Annotated in this window: 21 protein-coding genes and 1 pseudogene; 9 read left to right on the forward strand and 13 right to left on the reverse strand. The window is 72.2% G+C overall.

The genetic code is table 11. The features are described 5' to 3' along the window. Nucleotides 1-25 precede the first annotated feature (25 nt). Entirely contained in the window at nt 26-778 is a 753-nt protein-coding gene (locus tag BIV25_RS00440) for a TetR family transcriptional regulator (protein ID WP_071370037.1), read from the forward strand. Here BIV25_RS00440 and BIV25_RS00445 read toward each other — a convergent pair whose 3' ends face one another. The 3 genes from BIV25_RS00445 to BIV25_RS00455 form a co-directional block, all read right to left on the reverse strand. Beyond that, the gene (locus BIV25_RS00445; protein WP_079176348.1) at nt 779-2,323 is read right to left on the reverse strand and encodes an ABC transporter substrate-binding protein; all 1,545 of its coding nucleotides are present in this window, start codon (nt 2,321-2,323) and stop codon (nt 779-781) included. Between the two features lie 242 nt (nt 2,324-2,565). Further along, on the reverse strand, nt 2,566-2,994 hold the full coding sequence (locus BIV25_RS00450) for a hypothetical protein (protein ID WP_071370039.1): 429 nt from the start codon (nt 2,992-2,994) through the stop codon (nt 2,566-2,568). 133 nt (nt 2,995-3,127) lie between these two features. Then, entirely contained in the window at nt 3,128-3,367 is a 240-nt protein-coding gene (locus BIV25_RS00455; protein WP_071370040.1) for an SCO4848 family membrane protein, read from the reverse strand. 91 nt (nt 3,368-3,458) lie between these two features. Here BIV25_RS00455 and BIV25_RS00460 point away from each other — a divergent pair, with 91 nt between their 5' ends. After that, nucleotides 3,459-4,676 carry a D-alanyl-D-alanine carboxypeptidase family protein gene (locus BIV25_RS00460; protein ID WP_071370041.1) on the forward strand — a complete coding sequence of 406 codons (1,218 nt, stop codon included), beginning with the start codon at nt 3,459-3,461 and terminating at the stop codon, nt 4,674-4,676. Here BIV25_RS00460 and BIV25_RS00465 read toward each other — a convergent pair. Then, a complete protein-coding gene (locus BIV25_RS00465; RefSeq protein ID WP_071370042.1) occupies nt 4,624-5,553 on the reverse strand; it encodes a YihY/virulence factor BrkB family protein in 930 nt (309 codons plus the stop codon). The two genes, BIV25_RS00460 and BIV25_RS00465, sit on opposite strands and share 53 nt — an antisense overlap. Before the next feature lie 116 nt (nt 5,554-5,669). On the opposite strand from BIV25_RS00465, the gene BIV25_RS00470 reads away from it, so the two are divergent. Continuing rightward, nucleotides 5,670-6,974 (forward strand): FAD-binding oxidoreductase, encoded by a 1,305-nt coding sequence (locus BIV25_RS00470; protein ID WP_071370043.1) that lies wholly within the window; start codon nt 5,670-5,672, stop codon nt 6,972-6,974. 25 nt (nt 6,975-6,999) lie between these two features. Beyond that, nucleotides 7,000-7,737 carry a decaprenylphospho-beta-D-erythro-pentofuranosid-2-ulose 2-reductase gene (locus BIV25_RS00475; RefSeq protein WP_071370044.1) on the forward strand — a complete coding sequence of 246 codons (738 nt, stop codon included), beginning with the start codon at nt 7,000-7,002 and terminating at the stop codon, nt 7,735-7,737. Here the strand turns inward: BIV25_RS00475 and BIV25_RS00480 are convergent. The 3 genes from BIV25_RS00480 to BIV25_RS00490 all read right to left on the reverse strand — a co-directional run bounded on the left by BIV25_RS00480 (nt 7,718) and on the right by BIV25_RS00490 (nt 10,980). Next, nucleotides 7,718-8,305 (reverse strand): 2'-5' RNA ligase family protein, encoded by a 588-nt coding sequence (locus BIV25_RS00480; protein WP_071370045.1) that lies wholly within the window; start codon nt 8,303-8,305, stop codon nt 7,718-7,720. The two genes, BIV25_RS00475 and BIV25_RS00480, sit on opposite strands and share 20 nt — an antisense overlap. A gap of 139 nt (nt 8,306-8,444) precedes the next feature. Then, nucleotides 8,445-9,470, reverse strand: coding sequence for a tryptophan--tRNA ligase (gene trpS / locus BIV25_RS00485; protein ID WP_371272969.1), 1,026 nt, complete (start codon nt 9,468-9,470; stop codon nt 8,445-8,447). 58 nt (nt 9,471-9,528) lie between these two features. Next, nucleotides 9,529-10,980, reverse strand: a complete 1,452-nt coding sequence (locus tag BIV25_RS00490; protein ID WP_071370046.1) for a glycine hydroxymethyltransferase — start codon at nt 10,978-10,980, stop codon at nt 9,529-9,531. Nucleotides 10,981-11,223: 243 nt separating this feature from the next. Here BIV25_RS00490 and rocD point away from each other — a divergent pair, with 243 nt between their 5' ends. Then, nucleotides 11,224-12,432, forward strand: coding sequence for an ornithine--oxo-acid transaminase (gene rocD / locus BIV25_RS00495; protein ID WP_071370047.1), 1,209 nt, complete (start codon nt 11,224-11,226; stop codon nt 12,430-12,432). Here the strand turns inward: rocD and BIV25_RS00500 are convergent. Next, a pseudogene (locus BIV25_RS00500) lies at nt 12,429-12,728 on the reverse strand (glutathionylspermidine synthase family protein); the annotation flags it as partial. The gene rocD and the pseudogene BIV25_RS00500 sit on opposite strands and share 4 nt — an antisense overlap. A 190-nt stretch (nt 12,729-12,918) precedes the next feature. On the opposite strand from BIV25_RS00500, the gene BIV25_RS00505 reads away from it, so the two are divergent. Further along, nucleotides 12,919-13,746 carry a DMT family transporter gene (locus BIV25_RS00505; protein ID WP_071370049.1) on the forward strand — a complete coding sequence of 276 codons (828 nt, stop codon included), beginning with the start codon at nt 12,919-12,921 and terminating at the stop codon, nt 13,744-13,746. A 108-nt stretch (nt 13,747-13,854) separates the two neighbouring features. Here the strand turns inward: BIV25_RS00505 and BIV25_RS00510 are convergent, their stop codons facing one another. After that, nucleotides 13,855-15,261 (reverse strand): PLP-dependent aminotransferase family protein, encoded by a 1,407-nt coding sequence (locus tag BIV25_RS00510; protein WP_071370050.1) that lies wholly within the window; start codon nt 15,259-15,261, stop codon nt 13,855-13,857. 59 nt (nt 15,262-15,320) lie between these two features. Here BIV25_RS00510 and BIV25_RS00515 point away from each other — a divergent pair, with 59 nt between their 5' ends. The 3 genes from BIV25_RS00515 to BIV25_RS00525 are packed head-to-tail and all read left to right on the forward strand — an operon-like array spanning nt 15,321 to nt 17,001. Beyond that, nucleotides 15,321-15,830, forward strand: coding sequence for a carboxymuconolactone decarboxylase family protein (locus tag BIV25_RS00515; RefSeq protein WP_071370051.1), 510 nt, complete (start codon nt 15,321-15,323; stop codon nt 15,828-15,830). Next, complete coding sequence (locus BIV25_RS00520) at nt 15,827-16,267, forward strand: carboxymuconolactone decarboxylase family protein (protein ID WP_079176349.1); 441 nt, start codon at nt 15,827-15,829, stop codon at nt 16,265-16,267. The genes BIV25_RS00515 and BIV25_RS00520 overlap by 4 nt, the downstream gene beginning before the upstream one ends. After that, complete coding sequence (locus tag BIV25_RS00525; protein WP_071370052.1) at nt 16,264-17,001, forward strand: isocitrate lyase/phosphoenolpyruvate mutase family protein; 738 nt, start codon at nt 16,264-16,266, stop codon at nt 16,999-17,001. Before BIV25_RS00520 ends, BIV25_RS00525 begins: the two co-directional genes overlap by 4 nt. Before the next feature lie 6 nt (nt 17,002-17,007). Here BIV25_RS00525 and BIV25_RS00530 read toward each other — a convergent pair whose 3' ends face one another. From BIV25_RS00530 to BIV25_RS00545, 4 genes are read right to left on the reverse strand one after another with little or no spacing between them, the layout of a single operon-like run. Continuing rightward, nucleotides 17,008-17,961, reverse strand: coding sequence for an ABC transporter substrate-binding protein (locus BIV25_RS00530; RefSeq protein WP_071370053.1), 954 nt, complete (start codon nt 17,959-17,961; stop codon nt 17,008-17,010). A gap of 1 nt (nt 17,962) precedes the next feature. Next, entirely contained in the window at nt 17,963-19,900 is a 1,938-nt protein-coding gene (locus BIV25_RS00535; RefSeq protein WP_107485822.1) for a proline/glycine betaine ABC transporter permease, read from the reverse strand. Then, entirely contained in the window at nt 19,900-20,991 is a 1,092-nt protein-coding gene (locus BIV25_RS00540; protein ID WP_071370054.1) for a glycine betaine/L-proline ABC transporter ATP-binding protein, read from the reverse strand. Before BIV25_RS00540 ends, BIV25_RS00535 begins: the two co-directional genes overlap by 1 nt. Then, complete coding sequence (locus BIV25_RS00545) at nt 20,988-22,544, reverse strand: GMC family oxidoreductase (protein WP_071370055.1); 1,557 nt, start codon at nt 22,542-22,544, stop codon at nt 20,988-20,990. Before BIV25_RS00545 ends, BIV25_RS00540 begins: the two co-directional genes overlap by 4 nt. Nucleotides 22,545-22,581 lie beyond the last annotated feature (37 nt).

Genomic DNA, 22,581 nt, shown 5'->3' on the forward strand with positions numbered 1-22,581 from the left:
CCCGCACTGACTAGGCTCTTCTACCGTGCCCGCGATGAACGACGGCCCGGAGCCGGCCGACTCCCCCAGCAGCAAGTCCGAGCAGACCCGTGCGCTGATCCTGGAGACCGCGATGCGGTTGTTCCAGGAGCGCGGGTACGACAAGACCACGATGCGGGCCATCGCGCAGGAGGCCGGGGTCTCCGTCGGCAACGCCTACTACTACTTCGCGGGCAAGGAACACCTGATCCAGGGCTTCTACGACCGGATCGCCGCCGAGCAGCAGGCCGCGGTGCGGGAGGTCCTAGACCGGGAGACGGGCCTGGAGGAGCGGCTCGCGGGCGTGCTCACCGGATGGCTCGACATCGCGCGGCCGTACCACGAGTTCGCCGTGCAGTTCTTCAAGAACGCCGCCGACCCCGACAGCCCGCTCAGCCCCTTCTCGCCGGAGAGCGCGCCCGCCCGTGCCCAGGCGATCGCCATCCACCGGGAGGTGCTGGCCGGGTCGAAGTCCAAGGTGCCGGCCGAACTGCGGGACGTGCTCCCGGAGTTGATGTGGCTCGCCCAGATGGGGCTCGTCCTGTACTGGATCTTCGACCGGACCGAGGGGCGCGAGCGCAGCTACCGGCTGGCCCGGCGCGGCGCCCGGCTGACCGCCCGCGGCGTGGCGCTCGCCCGGTTCCGGGTGCTGCGCCCCCTGGTCCTGGAGGTCCACGAGCTGTTCACGGACTTCCTGCCCGGCATGACCCGCGCCCTGCCGGACCCCGGCGCCAAGGGGCGGGCGCGGCAGGGCGGTTGATCAGATCCAGTTCAGGCGCCACAGGCGGAAGACGCCCGTGCCGTCGTCCAGGTACTGGCCGCCGCCGACGTCCTCGGTGCTGACCACGTACTCCTTGCGCTGCCACAGCGGGATCAGCGGGACGTCCTGGGCGACGTCCGACTGGATGGCCTTGAAGTCGTTCACGGTCTCGCTGCGGTCGGCGTACTGCTGGCTGTCCTGGATGAGATGGTCGACGACCTTGTTGCTGTAGCCGGTGCTCATCGTGGAGCCGGAGCCGACGAGGGCGGCGCCGAAGGTGTCCGGGTCGGGGTAGTCGGCCACCCAGCCGACCGCCCAGGCGTCCATCTTCCCGGCGGCCCAGCGCTTCTGGAAGTCGGTCCACTCGTAGCCCTTGACGTCCACCTGGAACAGGCCGCTCGCCTCCAGCTGCTTCTTGAGCTGCGCGGCCTCCTCGGCGCCGGCGCCGTGCCCGATGCCGTAGCCGAAGGTGAAGCGCACCGGCAGGCTCACGCCGGCCTGGGTGAGCAGTGCGCGGGCCTTGGCGGCGGACTGCGTCGGGTAGTCGTCGAAGAACGACGTGGCGTGGCCGGTGATGCCGGCCGGGATCAGCGAGTACAGCGGGTCGACGGTGCCCTGGTAGACCGTCGCGGCCAGCTGCTCGCGGTTGACCAGCCAGGCCATCGCGCGGCGCACCCGCACATCGTGCAGCGGGGAGCCCGCGCGGGTGTTGAGGTACAGGTTGCGGGTCTCGGAGCTGTCGGACTCGGTGACGCGCTCGTCGGGGTCGCTGGGGTTCAGCTGGGCGAGCACGCCCGGCGAGAGGGTCCGGGTGGCGACGTCGACCTGCTTGGCCTTCCAGGCGCTGTCGAGCTTCGCCGAGTCGGTGTAGTAGCGCAGCTCGACCGGCCGGCCGGTGCCGCCGAGGTAGCCCACGTAGTGCCCGTTCGGCGCGAGCTGGGCCTTCTCGTCCTTCGTGTACGACGTCAGCGTGTACGGGCCGGTGCCGTCGACCGAGGTGCCGGTGCGCAGGGCGTTCGCCGGATACGTGTCCTTGTCGACGATCGACCCGGCGCCGGTGGCGACCTTGAGCGGCCAGGTGGCGTCCGGGGAGGTCAGGTGGAAGGTGACGGTGGCGGCGTCGTCGGCGGTCACCGAGCCGAGCGTGGCGAACAGCGACGCCGGGCCGACATCGGAGTTGATCTTCTTGACCCGGTCGAAGGAGTACTTCACGTCCTCGGCGGTCATCTTCCGCCCGCTCGGGAAGGTGATCCCGGAGCGCAGCGTGCACCGGTACGTCTTCAGGTCCGAGCCCTGGAAGGCGCAGCTCTTCGCCGCGTCCGGGACCGGGGTGACCCCGCCCGGATCGAAGGTCAGCAGCGACTGGAAGACGTTGCTGAACAAGGCCCACGAGCCGGCGTCATAGGCGCCGGCCGGGTCCAGGTCCGTGACGGCGTCCGTCGTACCGACCGTGATCGTCTTGTTCTTGTTCTCCTGCGACGGCAGCAGCTGCCAGCCGCCGATTCCCACGACCGCGAGCACGAGCAGCGTCACGAGAATGCGCATGCGAACAGATCGCATGGATGGTGCCCTCCCCAGGACCCCAACAGGCCCCTACCCCTGGCCAGCACGTTTTGGCCACTCCCCCAAGTGACGCGGCTCACCTAATCACATGAGTTTGATCCGGGGGAAGGGCTTTCTGACCAGATGAGCAAGAACTTACCCAGGCGTTGTTTCTCCGGGTTTCACAGCGTCTTCACAGGGGTGGAAGCGATTCCGGTCAGGGAGGGCAGCACCGCGGCGCCGTTCTACAGGACGGCGACCGTCTCCGTGTCGCCGTACCGGAAGCCGTCGTTGTCGAAGTAGAAGACGGTGACCCTGGCCTTGTCCCCCTTGTCGAAGTGCGCGCCCGCGGCCGGGCGCATGGTCACCAGCGCGACATGCTGGTCGTAGTCGCAGACCAGCCGGTCCTTCTTGACGGTGCCCGCGGCGATGGACTGGTCGTGCGGGCTGTGGTCGAGCGTGGTGGCGTTGGCCACGAGCTCGTGGTCCATGCCGACGTCGCAGGAGTAGGTGACCTTCACCTGCAGGCCGGGGGTGTGCAGGGACACCTTGTCGATGGACAGCAGGTTGGCCTTGGCCACCGCCGACGGCGCGGTCGCCAGGGCTCCGGCACCGATCAGCAGAACGGTGGCGGCGGTTCCGGCGACGCGTCGGCGCAGACTCGATGAGGTCATCCTGGTCTTTTCCTTCCCCCTTGCGCAGTCGTCCCTGGTCGAGGCGGGAGATGTCTCCAGCCAAACGGACAACTACGACAGTTGGTCAATTCGACCAGGATGCTACGTGATCTACGGACCGGACGAACCCCCGTTATGACGTGCGGCGCAGTGTGCGCAGACCACGCAACCCGATGCCCCCGATGACCGTCCCCAATACGAAGGAGACGACGGCCAGCAGCAGGTGTACCCAGAAGTACGCGGTCGGACGACCATGGTCGAAGGCCAGCCCGCTGCCGTCCTTGACGAGGTTCTTGACGAAAGTGATCCAGATGACCCAGCTCCACACCCCGAAGGCGAGCAGGAACCAGGAGAGGCGGCGGCTGAGCGTCATGGGTCCAGTATCGCCGGGCCGGGTCCGGTTCCCCGTCGGGGGTGGGGGCGTACGCGGGACTTCGCCGTCCGTGACGGGTAGGTTTCCGACCGTGTCCGCACCGAAGAAGATCGTCCAGCGATCACTGCTGGTCGCCTCCGCCACGCTGCTGTCCCTCGCCGGCGCCGTTCCCGCCGCGCTCGCCGCACCCGCCCCCTCGACGAGCCCGACCGCCACGCCCCAGGCCGGGATGTCGGTCGTCGGCGGCACCCGGCTCGGCCGGCCCGGTACGCAGGTGAACCTCGCCCCGGGCGTGCCCGTGCTGCCGAAGGACATCACCGCCCGTTCCTGGATCGTCACCGACGCCGAGTCGGGCGACGTGCTGGCCGCGCACAACGCGCACTGGCGGCTGCCGCCGGCGAGCACGCTGAAGATGCTGTTCGCCGACACCGTGCTGCCCCGCTTCCCCAGGACCACCACGCACAAGGTGGCGCCCTCGGACCTCGCGGGCATGGGCGAGGGCTCCAGCGTGGTCGGCATAAAGGAGGGCAACAGCTACAGCGTCCACGACCTGTGGCTCGGGGTGTTCCTGCGCTCGGGCAACGACGCCGTGCACGTGCTGGCCGCGATGAACGGCGGGGTCCAGCAGACGGTCAAGGACATGCAGAACCACGCCGACGAGCTGCAGGCCCTCGACACGCATGTGGTGACCCCGGACGGCTACGACGAGCCGGGGCAGGTGTCGTCTGCGTACGACCTGACGCTGTTCGCCCGCTCCGGGCTCCAGAAGAAGGACTTCCGGGACTACTGCTCGACGGTGCGGGCGAAGTTCGGCCCGGGCGAGATCCGGAACACCAACCGGCTGCTCAGCGGGGACGCCGACGTCCCCGTCTACCAGGGCATCGCGGGCGTGAAGAACGGCAACACGACGCATGCGGGCGCCACCTTCACCGGAGTCGCCGAGCGGAACGGGCGGGTGCTGCTCGTCACGGTGATGAACCCCGAGAAGCACGAGCACAACGAGGTCTACAAGGAGACGGCGAAGCTGTTCGACTGGGGTTTCCAGGCGGCCGGGAAGGTCAAGCCGGTGGGCGAGCTGGTGCCGCCGAAGAACGCCGTGCCGAGCCCCGGGCCGAGCGCGTCCGGCTCCGGTGCCGGGCACGGGTCCGGGGCGAAGCCCGTCGCGGGTGCCGCCGCCGGATCCGGCGCCGGGATCGGCACCGCCGCGGCCATCACGGGCGGGGTGCTGGTGCTGCTCGCGGGCGGGGCCTTCCTGGTCAACCGGCGCTGGCCGCTGCCGGACCTGCTGCGCCGCCGGAACCGCCCGTGACCTCGGCGGCCCCGGCCGACTCGGGCCGGCCGTTCTGTGTCGCCGTCCAGGACGCGCAGAAGAGGACGAGTTTCGCGGTGAAGTTGATCCACAGCAGCAGCGCCACGGGGACGCCGAACGCGCCGTACATGCTCTTCGCGGCGACCCCCTGGATATAGCCGCTGAGCAGGAGTTTCAGCAACTCGAAGCCGATCGCGCCGAGCAGGGCGGCCACCACCAGGCGGCGGCGCGGCGGCTCGACGCCGGGCAGCAGGGTCAGGACGTAGAGCAGGATCAGGAAGTCGGCGAGGACGGCGACGGCGACGGCGGCCGCCCGCAGCAGCGCGCTGCCCCAGCCGTACTCGGCGAGGCCCAGCTGGCGCGAGACCAGGCTGACGGTGGCCGAGGCGAGCGTGGACGCGGCGAAGGTGAGCAGCAGGGCGCCGCCGAGGCCGACGAGGATGCCGGCGTCCTTGGCCTTGGCGAGGAACGGGTTGTCCGCCTTGTCCGGCAGCTCCCACACCGTGCGCAGGCAGCCGCGCATCTGGCCGACCCAGTTGATGCCCGTCAGCAGCAGCACCGCGCCCGCGATGAGACCGACGGTGCCGGCGTTGTGCACGAGCGTGGTGATGTTCAGCTGGTCCGAGACGACGCCCGGGAACTGCTGGGCGATCTTCTGCTCGACGGTCTTCTGCCGGGACGGGCTGAGCGTGGCGGCGGTGATCGCGGCGGCCACGGTCAGCAGCGGGAACAGCGCGACGAAGCTGATGAACGTCATGGCGGCGGCCAGCCGCGACCACTTCACCCGGTCCAGCCGCTCGTAGCAGTGCCACGCGTGCGTGGTCATCAGGCGGGTGACGATCGGCCCGATGCCGGGGAGTCTCTTCAGCCAGTCCATGATCCGCTCCTGCCCCCGCCCACGCGCTCGTATGACATCCCACTAATCACCCGTTGTGTGCAGTGCGCGAATGTTCCGTAACCAACCTCCCATACAGGGGCGATACGGTCCCCGACATGTCAGGAGACACGGTGTCCGTCATCCGTCCGCGGACCCACGAGGAGGCCGCGGTCGCCGTCCGCGCGTGCGGGGTGCGGGGCGCCGTCGCCCGGGGCGGACCGGACCGGGCCCTGGGGGACGCGGCACGGAACGCGGGCGGTGCCGTCCTCGACATGACCGGGCTGGACCGCGTCCATGTCGTCGACGCCGCCGAGGGCGTCGTGCTGTGCGACGCGGGCCTCGGCCTGCACCGGCTCGCCGAACTCCTGCTCCCGCTCGGCTGGTTGGTGCCCGCCTTCCCCGCCGCCCGGCACGTCACCGTCGGCGGGGCGATCGGCGCCGACCTGCACGGCTTCGCCCAGGATGCCGCGGGCTCCTTCAGCCGCCATGTGGTGGCCCTGGAACTGCTCACGGCCGACGGCGAGGTGCGCGCGGTCCGCCCGGACAGCGAGCTGTTCGGGGCGACGGCCGGCGGACTCGGCCTGACCGGGGTGATCCTGACCGCGACGATCCGGCTGCTGCCGGTGGAGACGGCGTACCTGACCGTCGGCACCGAGCGCGCCGCCGGCCTCGACGACCTGCTGGCCCGCCTGACGGCCCCTGACACCGGCCGGCCGCACGGCTACGCGGCCGCGCGCATCGACCTGACGGCCCGGGGTGCGGCCGCCGGACGGGCGGTCCTCACCCGCGCCGGCCACGCCCCGCGCGACGCCCTGCGCGGCGCCGTTCCGCGCGCACGGCGACACCCGCTCTCCCCGCGCTCCCTCCAACTCCTCCCGCCCGTCCGCCAGTTGGGCTCCCTCGTCCCCGCCGGGATCCGGTATCCCACCACGCCCCGCGCGCACCCCGGCCGGCTCCGGCACCTGTCCGCCTTCCGCCACCCGCTGGACACCGTCTCGCTCGGCGGCCGCTGCTACGGCCGTCTCGGCCGCGTGTGCTACCAGTTCGCCCTCGGCCATGGCCAGGAGGAGGCACTGCACCGCATCGTGCGGCGCGTCGCCGACCGCCGCTGTCCCTCGGCCCGCGCCGTCCTCCAGCGCCTCGGGGCGGGCGGTCCCGGCTGGCTCTCCGGTGCCGTGCCCGGCTGGTCGCTGACGCTGGACCTGCCGGTCGCGCTGACCGGGCTCGCCGCCCTCCTCGACGGACTCGACGAGGAGGTGGCCGCGGCCGGCGGCCGGGTCGGACTCGCCCGGGACTCCCGGCTCCGCCCCGACCTGCTCACCGCCATGTATCCGCGCACCGCCGACTTCCGCGCCCTGCGCGCCCGGCTGGACCCCCGCGGCGTCTTCGCCTCCGACCTCGCCCGCCGCCTCGCCCTCTAGCCCTCCAGGCCCCCCAGGAGCTTCCGTGAAGGACGCCTTCGGTCTCCCCCAGTCCCTGCTCGTCCTCGGCGGCACGTCGGAGATCGCGCTGGCCACCGCGCGCCGGCTGATCGCCCGGCGCACCCGCACGGTGTGGCTGGCCGGGCGCCCCTCCCCCGCGCTGGAGGAGGCCGCCGAGAGCCTGCGCGGGCTCGGCGCGGACGTCCGTACGGCCGACTTCGACGCCCTCGACCCCGACTCCCACGAGACCGCGCTCGGCAAGGTCTTCGCCGAGGGCGACATCGACCTGGTGCTGCTGGCCTTCGGCATCCTCGGCGACCAGGCCGAGGACGAGCGCGCGCCGGCGCGGGCCGTGCGGGTCGCCCAGACCAACTACACCGGGGCGGTCTCGGCCGGCCTGGTCGCCGCGGGCGCCCTCCAGGCGCAGGGCCACGGCTCGCTGGTCGTGCTGTCCTCCGTCGCCGGTGAGCGGGCCCGCCGCGCGGACTTCATCTACGGCTCCAGCAAGGCGGGCCTCGACGCCTTCGCCCAGGGCCTCGGCGACGCCCTGCACGGCACCGGCGTGCACGTCATGGTCGTACGCCCCGGGTCCGTCGATCGGCCGGAGACCCCGTTCGCCACCACCCCGGAGGCCATCGCCGCGGCGATCGAGCTGGGCCTGCGGCGCCGCGCGGAGACCGTGTGGGTGCCGGGCGTGCTCAGGGTGGTGATGGCCGCGCTGCGGCACACGCCGAGGGCGCTGTTCAGGCGACTCCCGGCCTAGCGCACCGCTCCACGTCGGCGCCGCCGGCCTGGGGCGGGACCACGGAGCCCCCGAACGTGTACTCCCGCAGCTTGCGCCAGACGCCGTCGAGACCCTGTTCGTGGAGGGCGAAGCCGGTGCACGGCCAGTCGGCCGCGAAGCCGGACAGCTCCGCGAAGGCGCGGTCCAGGGCGGCGTCGCAGATGCCGTGCGCGACGGTGACGTGCGGGTGGTACGGGAACTGGAGCTCGCGCGGCACCGGCCCGGAGGCGTCCCGCACCCGCTGCTGGAGCCGGGCGCACTCCTCGGCGCCCTGGACGACCCGGACGTAGACGACGGGCGAGAGCGGGCGGAAGGTGTCCGTGCCCGACAGCTTCATCGGGAAGGGCCGGCCGGCCGCGGCGACCTCGGTGAGGTGCGCCTCGACGGCCGGCAGGTCCGCCGCGTCGACCTCGGTCGGCGGCAGCAGCGTGACATGCGTCGGAATGCTGTGAGCCGCGGCGTCGCCGAAGCCCGCGCGCCGCTTCTGAAGCAGGCTGCCGTGAGGCTCCGGGACCGCGATCGACACGCCGATCGTTACGGTCCCCACGTCGTCTCCTGTCGTCCGCGCCCTGCGTTCCTTACCGCGTTCTTCCCCGCCCGTGGCTATTGACTGTACGGCCACGGGTGTCCTGTGGGCAGGCGCGAGGGAAGTGATGTGCAGCGCTCTGCCCGGTGCGGCAGCCGGCTCAGTGCTTCGCCGGCAGGAATCCCACGCGGTCGTACGCCTGCGCGAGCGTCTCGGCGGCGACGGCGCGCGCCTTCTCCGCGCCCTTGGCCAGGATCGAGTCGAGCGTCTCGGAGTCGTCCAGGTACTGCTGGGTGCGCTCCTTGAACGGCGTCACGAACTCGACCATCACCTCGGCGAGGTCGGTCTTCAGGGCGCCGTACATCTTGCCCTCGTACTCCCGCTCCAGCTCGGCGACGGTCCTGCCGGTGAGCGTGGAGTAGATGGTGAGGAGGTTCGACACGCCGGGCTTGTGCTCCGCGTCGTAGCGGATCACGGTGTCGGTGTCGGTGACGGCGCTCTTGACCTTCTTGGCGGTGGTCTTCGGCTCGTCGAGGAGGTTGATGAGGCCCTTCGGCGTGGACGCCGACTTGCTCATCTTGATCGTCGGGTCCTGGAGGTCGTAGATCTTCGCCGTCTCCTTGAGGATGTACGGCGACGGGATCACGAAGGTCTCGCCGAAGCGGCCGTTGAAGCGCTCGGCCAGGTCCCGGGTCAGCTCGATGTGCTGGCGCTGGTCCTCACCGACCGGCACCTCGTTGGCCTGGTAGAGCAGGATGTCGGCGACCTGGAGGACCGGGTACGTGAACAGGCCGACGCTCGCCCGGTCCGCGCCCTGCTTGGCGGACTTGTCCTTGAACTGGGTCATGCGGCTGGCCTCGCCGAAGCCGGTGAGGCAGTTCATGATCCAGGCGAGCTGGGCGTGCTCGGGGACATGGCTCTGCACGAAGAGGGTGCAGCGGTCCGGGTCCAGCCCCGCGGCGAGCAGCTGGGCGGCGGCGAGCCGGGTGTTGGCGCGCAGCTCGGCCGGGTCCTGCGGGACCGTGATCGCGTGCAGGTCGACGACCATGTAGAAGGCGTCGTGGGACTCCTGGAGCGCGACCCACTGGCGGACGGCGCCGAGGTAGTTGCCGAGGTGGAACGAGCCGGCGGTGGGCTGGATGCCGGAGAGCACGCGGGGTCGGTCAGCAGAGGCCATGTTCATCATTCTCTCAGGTGTGGACAGTGGCGACGGCACGCGCGCGACCCCGCGCTCCGCGGCGGGTTCAGCCCAGGTCGACCTCGGGGTACAGCGGGAAGCCCGCCACCAGGTCCGTCGCCCGCTGGGCGATCTCCTCGGCCACCTTCGCGTCCAGGACGTGGGAGGCCTTGCTCGGCGTGCCCGACTTCGTGGTGCCCGGCTGCGTCGTCGCGAGGACGCGGTCGATCAGGCCCGCGACCTCGTCCATCTCCGCCGTGCCCAGGCCGCGGGTGGTGAGCGCCGGGGTGCCGATGCGGATGCCGGAGGTGTACCAGGCACCGTTCGGGTCGGCCGGGATGGCGTTGCGGTTGGTGACGATGCCGGAGTCGAGGAGGGCCGACTCGGCCTGGCGGCCGGTGAGGCCGTACGACGTGGCCACGTCGATGAGGTTCAGGTGGTTGTCCGTGCCGCCGGTCACGAGCGTCGCGCCGCGGCGCGTCAGGCCCTCGGCCAGGGCGCGGGAGTTGTCGACGATGCGCCGGGCGTAGTCCTGGAAGGCGGGCTGCCGGGCCTCGGCCAGGGCGACGGCCTTCGCGGCCATGACGTGCGGGAGCGGGCCGCCGAGGACCATGGGGCAGCCGCGGTCGACCTGGTCCTTGAGGGAGTCGTCGCACAGGACCATGCCGCCGCGCGGGCCGCGCAGCGACTTGTGGGTGGTCGTGGTGACGATCTGGGCGTGCGGGACCGGGTCGAAGTCGCCGGTCAGGACCTTGCCGGCGACCAGACCGGCGAAGTGCGCCATGTCGACCATCAGCGTCGCGCCGACCTCGTCGGCGATCTCGCGCATGATCCGGAAGTTCACCAGACGGGGGTACGCCGAGTAGCCCGCGACGATGATCAGCGGCTTGAACTCACGGGCCTGGGCGCGCAGCGCCTCGTAGTCGATCAGGCCGGTCGCCGGGTCGGTGCCGTAGGAGCGCTGGTCGAACATCTTGCCGGAGATGTTCGGGCGGAAGCCGTGGGTGAGGTGGCCGCCCGCGTCCAGGGACATGCCGAGCATGCGCTGGTTGCCGAAGGCCTGGCGCAGCTCGGCCCAGTCGGCCTCGCTGAGGTCGTTGACCTGGCGGGCGCCCGCCTTCTCCAGGAAGGGGACCTCGACGCGGTCGGCGAGTACGGCCCAGAAGGCGACGAGGTTGGCGTCGATGCCGGAGTGCGGCTGGACGTAGGCGTGCCGGGCGCCGAAGAGCGCCTTCGCGTGCTCGGCGGCGAGGGACTCGACCGTGTCGACGTTGCGGCAGCCGGCGTAGAAGCGGCGGCCGATCGTGCCCTCGGCGTACTTGTCGCTGAACCAGTTGCCCATCGCCAGGAGCGTGGCCGGCGAGGCGTAGTTCTCGGAGGCGATCAGCTTGAGCATCTCGCGCTGGTCGTGCACCTCCTGGCCGATGGCGTCGGCGACGCGCGGCTCGACGGCGCGGATCACGTCGAGGGCGGCGCGGAAGGCGGTGGACTCGGTGGAGAGGGGCTGCTGCTCAGGCATCGGGGACCTCCGGACGGTGTGCGTACAGCGTTCACGTTCGGCCCAGGCGCACGGCACTGTTTTCCCGCGGGACCCCACTGTCCCGCAGGGCCGCTCCCTGATGGTCGGTCCCATCCCAGCGCGCCAGTCACGGCCCGCTGATCAGCCTACCGGGCGTGCCGCGCACGACAGGCCGCGCGTCCACCATGCGAGCGAGGATGGGGTGAGGGCATCGAAGGGGGCACCGCCGCACCGGGAGCGACCATGACCACCGCCGAAGATCTCATCGCCGCCGCAGAAAGGCACTGCGCGCCCACCTACGATCCGCTGCCCGTCGTCGTGGCCACGGCCGAGGGGGCGTGGGTGACGGATGTGGCGGGCCGCCGGTATCTGGACCTGCTGGCCGGGTACTCCGCGCTGAACTTCGGGCACGGCAACCGGCGGCTGATCGAGGCGGCGACGGCGCAGCTGGGGCGGGTGACGCTGACGTCGCGCGCGTTTCTGCACGACCGGTTCGCCGCGTTCTGCACCGAGCTGGCCGAGCTGTGCGGGATGGAGATGGTGCTGCCCGTGAACACCGGCGCGGAGGCGGTGGAGAGCGCGGTCAAGACGGCCCGGAAGTGGGGGTACAAGGTCAAGGGCGTGCCGGCCGAGATGGCGAAGATCGTGGTCGCGGGCGGCAACTTCCACGGGCGTACGACGACGGTGATCAGCTTCTCGACCGACCCGGAGGCCCGCGCGGACTTCGGGCCGTACACGCCGGGCTTCCAGATCGTGCCGTACGGCGATCTGACCGCCATGCGGGCGGCGCTGACGGAGAACACCGTCGCGGTGCTGCTGGAGCCGATCCAGGGCGAGTCCGGGGTGATCGTGCCGCCGGCCGGTTATCTGGCGGCGGTGCGGGAGCTGGCCCGCGAGCGGAACGTGCTGTTCGTCGCCGACGAGATCCAGTCGGGGCTCGGGCGGACGGGGCGGACCTTCGCGTGCGAGCACGAGGGGGTCGTGCCGGACATGTACGTGCTGGGCAAGGCGCTGGGCGGCGGGATCCTGCCGGTGTCGGCGGTGGTGTCGAGCGCGGAGGTGCTCGGGGTGTTCCGGCCGGGCGAGCACGGGTCGACGTTCGGCGGGAATCCGCTGGCGTGCGCGGTGGCGCTGGAGGTGATCGCGATGCTGCGCACCGGCGAGTTCCAGGCGCGGGCGGCCGAGCTGGGCGCGCGGCTGCACCGGGCGCTGGCACAGCTGCCGGCCACCGGCGCGGTGACGGCGGTGCGGGGGCGGGGGCTGTGGGCCGGGGTGGACGTCGCCCCGCACGTCGGCAGCGGGCGGCAGGTCGCGGAGCGGCTGATGGGGCGCGGGGTGCTGGTGAAGGAGACCCACGGCGCGACGATCCGGCTCTCGCCGCCGCTGGTCGTCTCCGAGGCGGATCTGGACTGGGGGCTGGAGCAGGTACGGGCGGTTCTCGGCGTGTCCTAGAGGATCACGTGCGGCACGAAGCGGGCGTACTCGTCCGTGATCAGGCCCGAGGACTCGCGGATGCCGAGGCCCGCCGGTTGGCCCTGGACGACCCAGGCGCCGAGCACGACGTGGTTGCCGTCGAAGGCGGGCAGCGGGGCGAGCCGCTGGTAGCAGCAGGGTTCGTCGCGCGGGACCGGCGCGGCGCCCGGCCGGTGCACGGTGACGCCCTCGCCCTCGCGGCCGAGCAGGGGCTTGGCGACGTAGCCCGCGGTCGTGGCCGGCTCGCGCGGGCCGTCCAGGTAGGCGGGCAGCAGGCCCATGCCGCCGAGGACGACGGTGCCGGACCGCAGCCGGCGGCGCGTGTTCTCCATCGTGGTGTCTCCCCCCTCCGGTATCGGACTTTGGTTCGTAGGACGTTCGGATCAGACGAGAGATCGGTGAGAACCGCCGTACAGGCGGCCTGCGGCTTTACCACTCACCTAGAGTCCCTTTGTGTTGTTTGGAATGGTGTGCGCCTTGGGCGCGGCGGTCTGTTTCGGTACCGCGACGGTGTTGCAGGCGGTGGCCGCGCGGACGGCCGGTACGGGCGAGGGCGGTGAGGCCGCGCTGCTGCTGCGCGCGCTCAGACAGTGGAAGTACATCGCCGGGCTGTCGCTGGACGGGCTCGGCTTCCTGTTCCAGATCGTGGCGCTGCGGTCCCTGCCGATCTACGCCGTCAGCGCCGCCCTCGCGTCGAGCCTGGCGGTGACGGCCGTGGTGGCGGCGCGCCTGCTGCGGGTACGGCTGAACGGCACGGAGTGGGGCGCGGTGGCCGTGGTGTGCGCCGGGCTCGCCATGCTGGCGCTGGCGTCCGGGCCGGAGGGCAGGCAGGACGGGTCGGACACCCTGCGGTACGTGATGCTCGCGGTGGCCGTCGGCATGCTGCTGCTCGCGCTGGCGGGCGGGCGGCTGACCGGGCGGAGCCGGTCGCTGGTTCTCGGGCTGGGCGCCGGGTTCGGGTTCGGGGTGGTGGAGGTGTCGGTGCGCCTGATCGACTCGCTGCGGCCGGCCCAGCTGCTCACCAACCCGGCGACGTACGCGCTGATCATCGGCAGCGGCGCCGCGTTCATGCTGCTGACCTCCGCCCTGACCCGCGGTGCGGTGACCACGGCCACGGCCGGCATGGTGATCGGCGAGACGCTCGGACCGGCGGCGGTCGGCGTCGTCTGGCTGGGCGACCGTACCCGCGAGGGGCTGACCTGGCTGGCGGTGCTTGGGTTCGCCGTGGCCGTGGCGGGCGCGATGGCGCTGGCGCGCTTCGGGGAGGCGCCCGCGGAGGAGCAGCCCGCCTGAGCGGGTGGCGCGTTCAAGGACGAGGAGCGGGGGGGCGACCGTGGTCCGATTCGTGGAAAACGGCATCTTCAAGCCTGCTCCGGTCGACGTACCGGCGACGCTCGGTTCCTACGGCAACACCCGGCACAGGGCCTCCAGTGCGCCCGTCCACGCGCTGTCCGTCGGGGTCGCGTACCCCACCACCAGCGCGTCCAGCGGCTCGGTGGCCGCCTCCGGGTGCCGGTGGAAGGCCAGGCCCTGGAGGGCCAGGCCCTGCCAGGCGGCGGCCTGGACCACCGACTCCTCCAGGCCGGGCGGCAGGCGCAGGAGGGCGTGCAGGCCGGCGGCGATGCCCGTGACCGTGACCTCGGGGGCGCGGGCGGCGACCGCCTCGGCCAGGGCGTCGCGGCGGCGCCGGTAGCGCTGGCGGGCGGAGCGGACGTGCCGGTCGTAGGCGCCGGAGGTGATGAACTCGGCGAGGGTGAGCTGCTCCAGCACCCCCACGGTGTCCTGGCTGCCCTTGGCCGCGATCGCCTCCCGGGCCAGGGCGGGCGGCAGTGCCATCCAGCCCAGTCGCAGGCCGGGGGCGAGGGACTTGCTGGCGGTGCCGAAGTAGACCACGTGGTCGGGGTCCAGGCCCTGGAGGGCGCCGACGGGCTGGCGGTCGTAGCGGAACTCGCCGTCGTAGTCGTCCTCCAGGATCAGCCCGCCGGTGCGCCGTGCCCGGTCCACGACGGCGGCCCGCCGGTCGGGGTGCAGCGGCAGGCCCATCGGGAACTGGTGGGCGGGGGTGAGCAGGACCGCACCGGCCTCGCCCGGCACCCGGGGGTCCGTGCCGAGTGCGTCGTACGGGAGCGGGGGCGTCGCGAGACCCGCCTGCTGGAGCAGGCGCCGGTACACGTCCAGGCCGTACGACTCCACCGCCACCGCGCGCACCCCGCGCGCGGCGAGGACGGGGCCGATGATCCGCAGGGCGTGGGCGAAGCCCGAGGTGATGAGGAGGGTCTCCGGGTCGGTGCGGACGCCGCGGACGCGGGCGAGGTAGCCGGCGAGGGCGGTGCGCAGTTCGGGGCGGCCGCGCGGGTCGCCGTAGCCGAGGGCGTCGTGCGGGGCGGTGGCCAGGGCGCGGCGGGCGGCCTTGAGCCATGCGGCACGCGGGAAGGCGGCCAGGTCGGGGCTGCCGGGCAGCAGGCTGTACGCCGGGCGGGCCGGTGCCCTGGGCCGTGGGGCCGCCGCCCTGCTCCGCGCCGGGTCCGCCGGGGTGACGGCGGCCCGTTCGGCCACCCGTGTGCCGGAGCCCTGGCGGGCGGTGAGCCAGCCCTCGGCGACCAGGTCGGTGTAGGCCTCGGCGACGGTGTTGCGGGCGATGCCGAGGTCGGTGGCGAGGCTGCGGGAGGACGGCAGCCGGGTGCCGGGGGCGAGGCGGCCGGTGCGGACGGCGTCGCGCAGGGCGTCGGTCAGACCCCGGCGCAGCCCGCCCGCGCCGGTCGGTTCGAGGTGGAGGTCGACGCCCAGAGTGGCCCAAGGTTTCGCCATGGAAATGGACCATACTCCTGGGCTGCCTCGTTCGTAGGGTCGATGACATGAGTACGGACATGAGCACTGACATCAGCACCGAGAAGCAGGACGGGTACGTCCCCGAGCACACGCCCCGGATGCAGTTCGCCGCGCACGCGCCCGAGGTCTACAAGGCGATGGTCCGGCTGGACGCCGCCGCCCGGCGCGGGCTGGACCCCACGCTGTACGAGCTGGTCAAGATCCGCGCCTCGCAGCTCAACCACTGCGCGTTCTGCCTCGACATGCACACCAAGGACGCGCTCGCGGCCGGTGAGCGCGTGGAGCGGATCGTGCAGCTCAGCGCGTGGGAGGAGTCGAAGCACTTCTACACCGCGAAGGAGCTGGCGGCGATCGAGCTGACCGAGGCGATCACCGTCCTGACCGACGGCTTCGTGCCGGACGAGGTGTACGAGCACGCCGCGAAGCACTTCGAGGAGCCCGAACTGGCGCAGCTGATCGCCGCGATCACGGTGATCAACGCCTGGAACCGGATCGGCGTGAGCACCCGGATGGTGCCCGGCCACTACCAGCCGGGGCAGCACGCGTGAGCCGTACGCAGCTGCTCGACCCGGCCGTCGGCAGGGCGATGTCCGCCCTCAGCGCGACCGCCAAGAAGGGACTCGGCGATCCGGCCCTGGCCGAACTGGTCATGATCCGCGCCTCGCAGCTCAACCACTGCGCCTTCTGCCTCGACATGCACCTCCAACTGGCCCGGAAGAACGGGGAGTCGGAGGAACGCGTGCAGCTGCTCGACGCGTGGGAGGAGGCCGAGGGGCTCTACAGTGAGCGGGAGCGGGCCGCACTGGCGCTCACCGAGGCCGTGACGCTGCTGACCGGCGGCGTGTCGGACGAGGTGTACCAGCGGGCCGCGCGACACTTCACCGAAGGCGAACTCGCCCATCTGATCGGCCTGATCACCGTCATCAACGGCTGGAACCGCCTGATGGTCAGCCGTCGAGTCCAGCCAGGGGGTTACCAGCCATGAGCAGCAAGGCCGAGGAGTTCCGCGCGCTGCACCTGGGGCGCGCCCCGGGTGATCCGCTGGTCCTGCCCGGCCCGTGGGACGTGGCCAGTGCGCGGGTGTTCGTGGCGGCCGGGTTCCCGGCGCTGGCCACGCCGAGCGCGGGTGTCGCCGCGTCGCTCGGGTACGAGGACGGGGCCGTCCCGGCCGACGAGATGTTCGCCGCGGTCGCCCGGATCGCGCGGGCCGTGGACGTGCCGGTGTCGGCGGACATCGAGGCCGGGTACGGACTCGCGCCGCGGGAGATCGTGGAGCGGCTGCTGGAGGCGGGGGCCGCCGGCTGCAACCTGGAGGACTCGGACGGGGGTGTCCTCAGGGACCCGCACGAGCAGGCGGAGTTCCTCGCCGGGTTCCGCGCGGCCGCGGGCGACCGGCTGTTCCTCAACGCCCGCGTCGACACCTTCCTGCGCGGCGAGAAGGATCCCGAACGGGCCGTCGAGCGGGCCGCGTTGTACGTGGCGGCGGGCGCGGACTGCGTCTTTCCGATCCGCGCCCCCGAGGATGTACTGCCGCTGCTGCGGTCCGCCGTCCAGGGCCCGATCAACGTCCACGGCCACCTGGACGGCGGCGGCCCCTCGCTCGCCGGACTCGGCGAACTCGGGGCCACTCGCATCACGTTCGGACCGGGGCTGCAGCGCTGGGCTGCGCTGGCGCTGCAGGGGATGGCCGAACAGCTGATGAGACAGCAGGCGGAGTAGGGCGGTTCAGGACAGCCACTTCTTCCACACGCCGGGGTGGCTGTCCACCCACTTCTTCGCCGCGTCCGCCGGGGACATCTTCTGGTCGGCGATCATCAGGGAGACCTCGTTCTGGTCCTCCGTCGTCCACCGGAACTTCTTCAGGAAGGCCGCCGCCTTGCCGCCCGACCTGGCGAAGTCCGCGTTGAGGTACTTCTGCAGCGGGGTGTGCGGGTACGCGCAGGCGACCTTCGCCGCGTCCGCGTCGCAGCCGTCCTTGTACGGCGGCAGCTTCACCTCCGTCATCGGGACCTTCTTGAACAGCCACTGGGGCGAGTACCAGTAGGTCAGGAAGGGCTTCTTCGCCTTGGCGAACTGCTTCATCTGGGTGATCTGCGCCGCCTCGGAACCGGCGAAGACCACCTGGTAGTTCAGCTTCAGATTGCCGACCAGGGCCTTGTCGTTGGTGACGTAGGACGGGGAGCCGTCCATCAGCTGGCCCTTGCCGCCGCTCTCCGGGGTGCGGAAGAGGCCGGCGTACTTGTTCAGGTTCTTCCAGTCCGTGATGTCGGGGTGCTGCTCGGCCAGGTAGGTCGGCACGAACCAGCCGATGTGGCCGGTCACGCCGAGGTCGCCGGCGCGGGCGATGGTCTTCTTGTCCTCGACGTACCGCTTCTCCTGGTCCGGGTGGCCCCAGTCCTCCAGGATCGCGTCGACGCGGCCCTGGCTGAGCGCGTCCCACGCGGGCACCTCGTCGACCTGGACGGTGTCGACGCGGTAGCCGAGCTCGTGCTCCAGCAGGTACTGGGCGACGGCCACGTTGGACTGCGCGCCCACCCAGGACTGCACGGACAGGGTCACGGACTTCGCGCCCTGGGCGTTCGCGAACGGCGAGGCCTGCTTGGTCATGTCGGCGGCCCCGCATCCGGTGGCGAGCCCCAGGACGGCGAGGGCGGCCGGGACGGTCGTACGTACGCGCATGTCAGGCTCCCTTCCTCGCGCGGCGTTCGGTGGGCTGGGTCACCCGGTCCAGCATCAGGCCCAGGCAGACGATGGCGGCACCGGCGACCAGGCCGGTGGCGAGGTCGCCCTGGGCGAGGCCGAAGGCGACGTTGTAGCCGAGGGCACCGCCGCCGACCAGGCCGCCGATGATGACGACGGCGAGGACCAGGACCACGCCCTGGTTGACGGCGAGCAGCAACGAGCGCCGGGCGAGCGGGAGCTGGACCTGCCACAGCTGCTGACGGCCGGTCGCGCCGAGCGAGCGCGCCGACTCCAGCGCGGCCGGGTCGACCTGGCGCAGGCCCTGCGCGGTGATGCGGACGACGGCCGGGAGGGCGTAGACGACGGCGGCGGCCACGGCCGGGGCGCGGCCGACGCCGAACAGCGCGACGACCGGGATCAGGTACACGAACTGCGGCATCGTCTGGAAGACGTCCAGGACCGGGCGCAGGGCGCGTTCGACGCGGTCGCTGCGGGCGGCGGCGATGCCGGTCGCGAAGCCGAGGACCAGGGTGACGGCGACGGCGGCCAGCACCTGGGAGAGGGTGTCGAGGGCCGGGTCCCAGACGCCGAGCACGCCGATCGCGGCCATCGCGAGGACGGCGGTCACGGCGGTGGCCCAGGTGCCGATCAGCCAGGCCAGCGCGGCGACGATCAGCAGCAGGGCCCACCAGGGCAGCCACTGCAGGCCGCTGCGGACCGGGTCCAGGACCCAGGTGGTGAAGTGGCCGGCCCAGTCGGCGGTACCGCCGATGACCGGGACGCCGGAGTAGAGGTGGGCGGTCATCCAGTCGACGGCGCTGTTGACCGGAGCGGCGATGCCGAGGGTCCAGCCGGTGGGCCAGTTCAGGCCGTGCAGCAGACGGGTGGCGAGGGCGACGGCCGCGGTGACGGCGAGGGCGTACACCCAGCCGATGGTCCGCACGCCTGGTTCCCGCGCGGCACCGGCCGCTCCGGTCACGCGGTCCAGGACGATCGCGAGCAGCACGATCGGGATGCCGGCCGCGAGGGCCTGGCCGACGTCGACGGAGGCGAGGGCCTGGTAGACGCGGTCGCCGAGGCCGCCGGCGCCGATGACCGAGGCGATGACGGCCATGGACAGCGCCATCATGATCGTCTGGTTGAGGCCGAGCAGGAGTTCCCCCCGGGCCAGCGGGATCCGGGCGGTCAGCAGCCGCTGGCGGCGGGTGGCGCCGAGTGACTCCACGGCCTCCAGGACTTCGGGGTCGGCGCCGCGCAGGCCGAGCGAGGTGAGGCGGGCCATCGGCGGGGCGGCGTAGACGACGGTGGCGAGGACGGCCGCGGGGACGCCGATGCCGAAGACCAGGACGACGGGGAGGAGGTAGGCGAAGGCCGGGAGCACCTGCATGGTGTCCAGGACCGGGCGCAGGGCGCGGTCGAGGCGGTCGGAGAGCCCGGCGGCGAGGCCGAGCAGCACGCCCACCAGCACGGACGCGAGCACGGCCGCGACCATCAGCGCGAGGGTCTGCATGGTCGGCACCCACATGCCGAGCGCGCCGCACGCCAGGAAGGCGGCGGCCGTGCCGGCCGCGAGCCGGACCCCGGCGACGCGCCAGGCGACCAGCGCGCCGAGGACCGTGGCGCCGGCCCAGCCCAGGGCGAGCAGGGTGAGGTAGACGGCGCGGACGGAGAGGACGACGGCGTTGCTGATGTAGCCGAAGAAGTAGAGGAACAGGGGGTGGCTGTCCCGGTTGTCGATGACCCAGTTGCTGGCCGACGTGAGCGGCCCCGTCAGGCTGACGGTCAGCTCGTGCGGCCAGGCGCCGTTGCCCCAGCGGCCGAGGACGGGCAGCAGGACCGCGGTGAGGAGGGCGAGCAGCAGGAGCTTGCCCACGGCCCGGCTCTTGAGGATCTTGGGTGTGGCGCCGCGGGCGGCCGACACGGTGAGCGCTGCCATCAGACGGCCTCCGGGGTGCTGCTCGGCAGGTCCGTGACGCCGGCGACCACGTCCAGCAGACGCTCGTGGTCGACGACGCCCAGGCACGTGCCCTCGTCCATCACACGGGCCGGGGCGCCCGCCCGGGCGACGGCCTCGATGGCCTCGGCGACGGTGGCGTCGGGGCGTACGGCCGGGCCGCCGTCCTCGTCGGAGGAGGCCGGGCGCATGGCGGTGCAGACCGTCATGACCTGCTCGCGCGGCACGTCGCGGACGAACTCGCGGACGTAGTCGTCGGCCGGGGAGCCGACGATCTCCTCCGGGGTGCCCAGCTGGACGACCTTGCCGTCGCGCATCAGGGCGATCCGGTCGCCGAGCTTGAGGGCCTCGGCGAGGTCGTGGGTGATGAAGACCATCGTGCGGCCCTCCTCGCGGTGCAGCCGGGCCACCTCGTCCTGCATGTCGCGGCGGATGAGCGGGTCGAGGGCGCTGAACGGCTCGTCGAAGAGCAGCACCTCGGGATCGACCGCCAACGCCCGCGCCAGGCCCACGCGTTGGCGCTGACCGCCGGAGAGCTGGCTGGGTCGGCGCTGCTCCATGCCCTCCAGGCCGACCTTCTTGACGACCTCGGCGGCGCGGGCGCGGCGCTCGGCCTTGCCGATGCCCTGGATCTCCAGGCCGTAGGCGACGTTGTCGAGGACGGTGCGGTGCGGGAGCAGGCCGAAGTGCTGGAAGACCATGGCGGCGCGGTGCCGGCGCAGTTCGCGCAGCCGGGTCTTGTCCATGGCGCGGACGTCTTCGCCGTCGATGGCGATCGTGCCGGCGGTCGGCTCGATGAGCCGGGTCAGACAGCGCACCAGGGTGGACTTGCCGGAGCCGGACAGGCCCATGACGACGAAGACCTCGCCCTTGCGGACGTCGAAGGAGACGTCCCGGACGGCGGCCGTGCAGCCGGTGCGGGCGCGCAGGCCCGCGGGGTCCAGGGCGGTGAGCTCGGCGTCGGCGGGGACGCGTTCGGCCTTCGGACCGAAGACCTTCCACAGGCCGGAGACGGAGAAGACGGGCGCGTCGGCGGCGGTGGCCGCCTCGCGTGTGGGGACGGTGGCGCTCATCGGGCATCACCGCCCCGCTCGACGGCCTTGTCCCCGATCAGATCGACGGCCTTCTCCCCGACCATCAGCACCCCGATCATCGGGTTCACGGCGGTCATCGCCGGGAAGACGGACGCGTCGGCGATCCGGATGCCCCGCATGCCGCGGATCTTCAACTCCGGGTCCACCACGGCGAGTTCGTCGTCGACGGCGCCCATCTTGCAGGTGCCGGCCGGATGGTAGACGGTGTGCGCGACCGTGCGGGCGTACTCGCTCAGCTCCTCGTCACCGGTGACCTCCGGGCCGGGGGCCACCTCGCGCTTGAGCCAGCCGGCCAGCGGCTCGGACTTCGCGATCTCGCGGGCGATGCGGATGCCGTCGACCAGGGTCCGGCCGTCGTAGTCGTCCGCGTCGGTGAAGTACCGGAAGTCCAGCGCGGGCTTGACCTCGGGGTCGGCGCTGGTCAGATACAGCCGGCCGCGGGACTTCGGCTTGGGGATGTTCGGGGTCATCGATACACCGAACTCCGGCCGCTGGTAGCCCAGTCGCTCCGGGTTGTCCGTGAACGGGATCTGGTAGAAGTGGAACATCAGGTCGGGGCCCGCGTGTCCGGGATCGCGGCGCACGAACAGGCCCGCGTCGGAGTCCATCGCGGAGTTCTCCGGGATCGGACCGTGGGTCTCCCAGACGATGACCGACTCGGGGTGGTCGAGCAGGTTCTCGCCGACGCCCGGCAGATCGTGGACGACCGGGATGCCGAGGGCCTCCAGGTCCCCCCGGGGTCCGATGCCCGAGTGCATCAGCAGGCGCGGGGAGTCGACGGCGCCGGCGCACAGCACGACCTCGCTCCGGGCGCGTATCAGCAGTTCCTCGCCGTCCTTGGTGCGCACGTGCACGCCGTCGGCGCGGGTGCCGTCCAGCTCCAGCCGGTACGCCCAGGTCTCCAGGAAGAGGTGGAGATTGGGCCGCTCGTCCATCACCGGGTGCAGGTACGCCACCGAGGCGGAGGAGCGCTTGTTGTCCTCGGGGTGGTAGGCGAGGTCGAAGAAGCCGACGCCCTCGGTGAAGGGCTTCTTGTTGAAGCCCTCGACGCGCGGGACGCCGAGCGCCGCCTGGGCGGCGTCGACGAAGTCGCGGGCGATGGCGTTGCGGTCCTTCTCGTCGACCGAGACGATGTTGTTCTTCAGCCGGGCGAAGTACGCCTCCATCGGCACGGCGCCCCAGCCCTTGGCGCCGGCCTCCTCCCACTCGTCCCAGTCGGACGGCAGCGGCTTGAAGGAGATCAGGGTGTTGTGCGAGGAGCAGCCGCCGAGGACGCGGGCGCGGCTGTGCCGGATGTGGGAGTTGCCGCGCGGCTGCTCGACGGTCGGGTAGTCGTAGTCGAGGTCGCCGCCGAGCAGGCCCATCCAGCGGCGCAGGGTGAGCACGTCGTCGCGGTCGGCGTCGGTGGGGCCGCCCTCGATGACGGCGACGGTGACGTCGGGGTTCTCGGTGAGGCGGGAGGCGATGACCGAGCCGGCCGTGCCGCCGCCGATGACGACGTAGTCGTAGAGGTGGGAGGGGGTGTGGGACATGGGGGTACTCCGAAAGGACGTGCTGCGTGGGACGTTG

The sequence above is a fragment of the Streptomyces sp. MUSC 14 genome (assembly GCF_001866675.1).
In the GTDB taxonomy this organism is placed as follows: domain Bacteria; phylum Actinomycetota; class Actinomycetes; order Streptomycetales; family Streptomycetaceae; genus Streptomyces.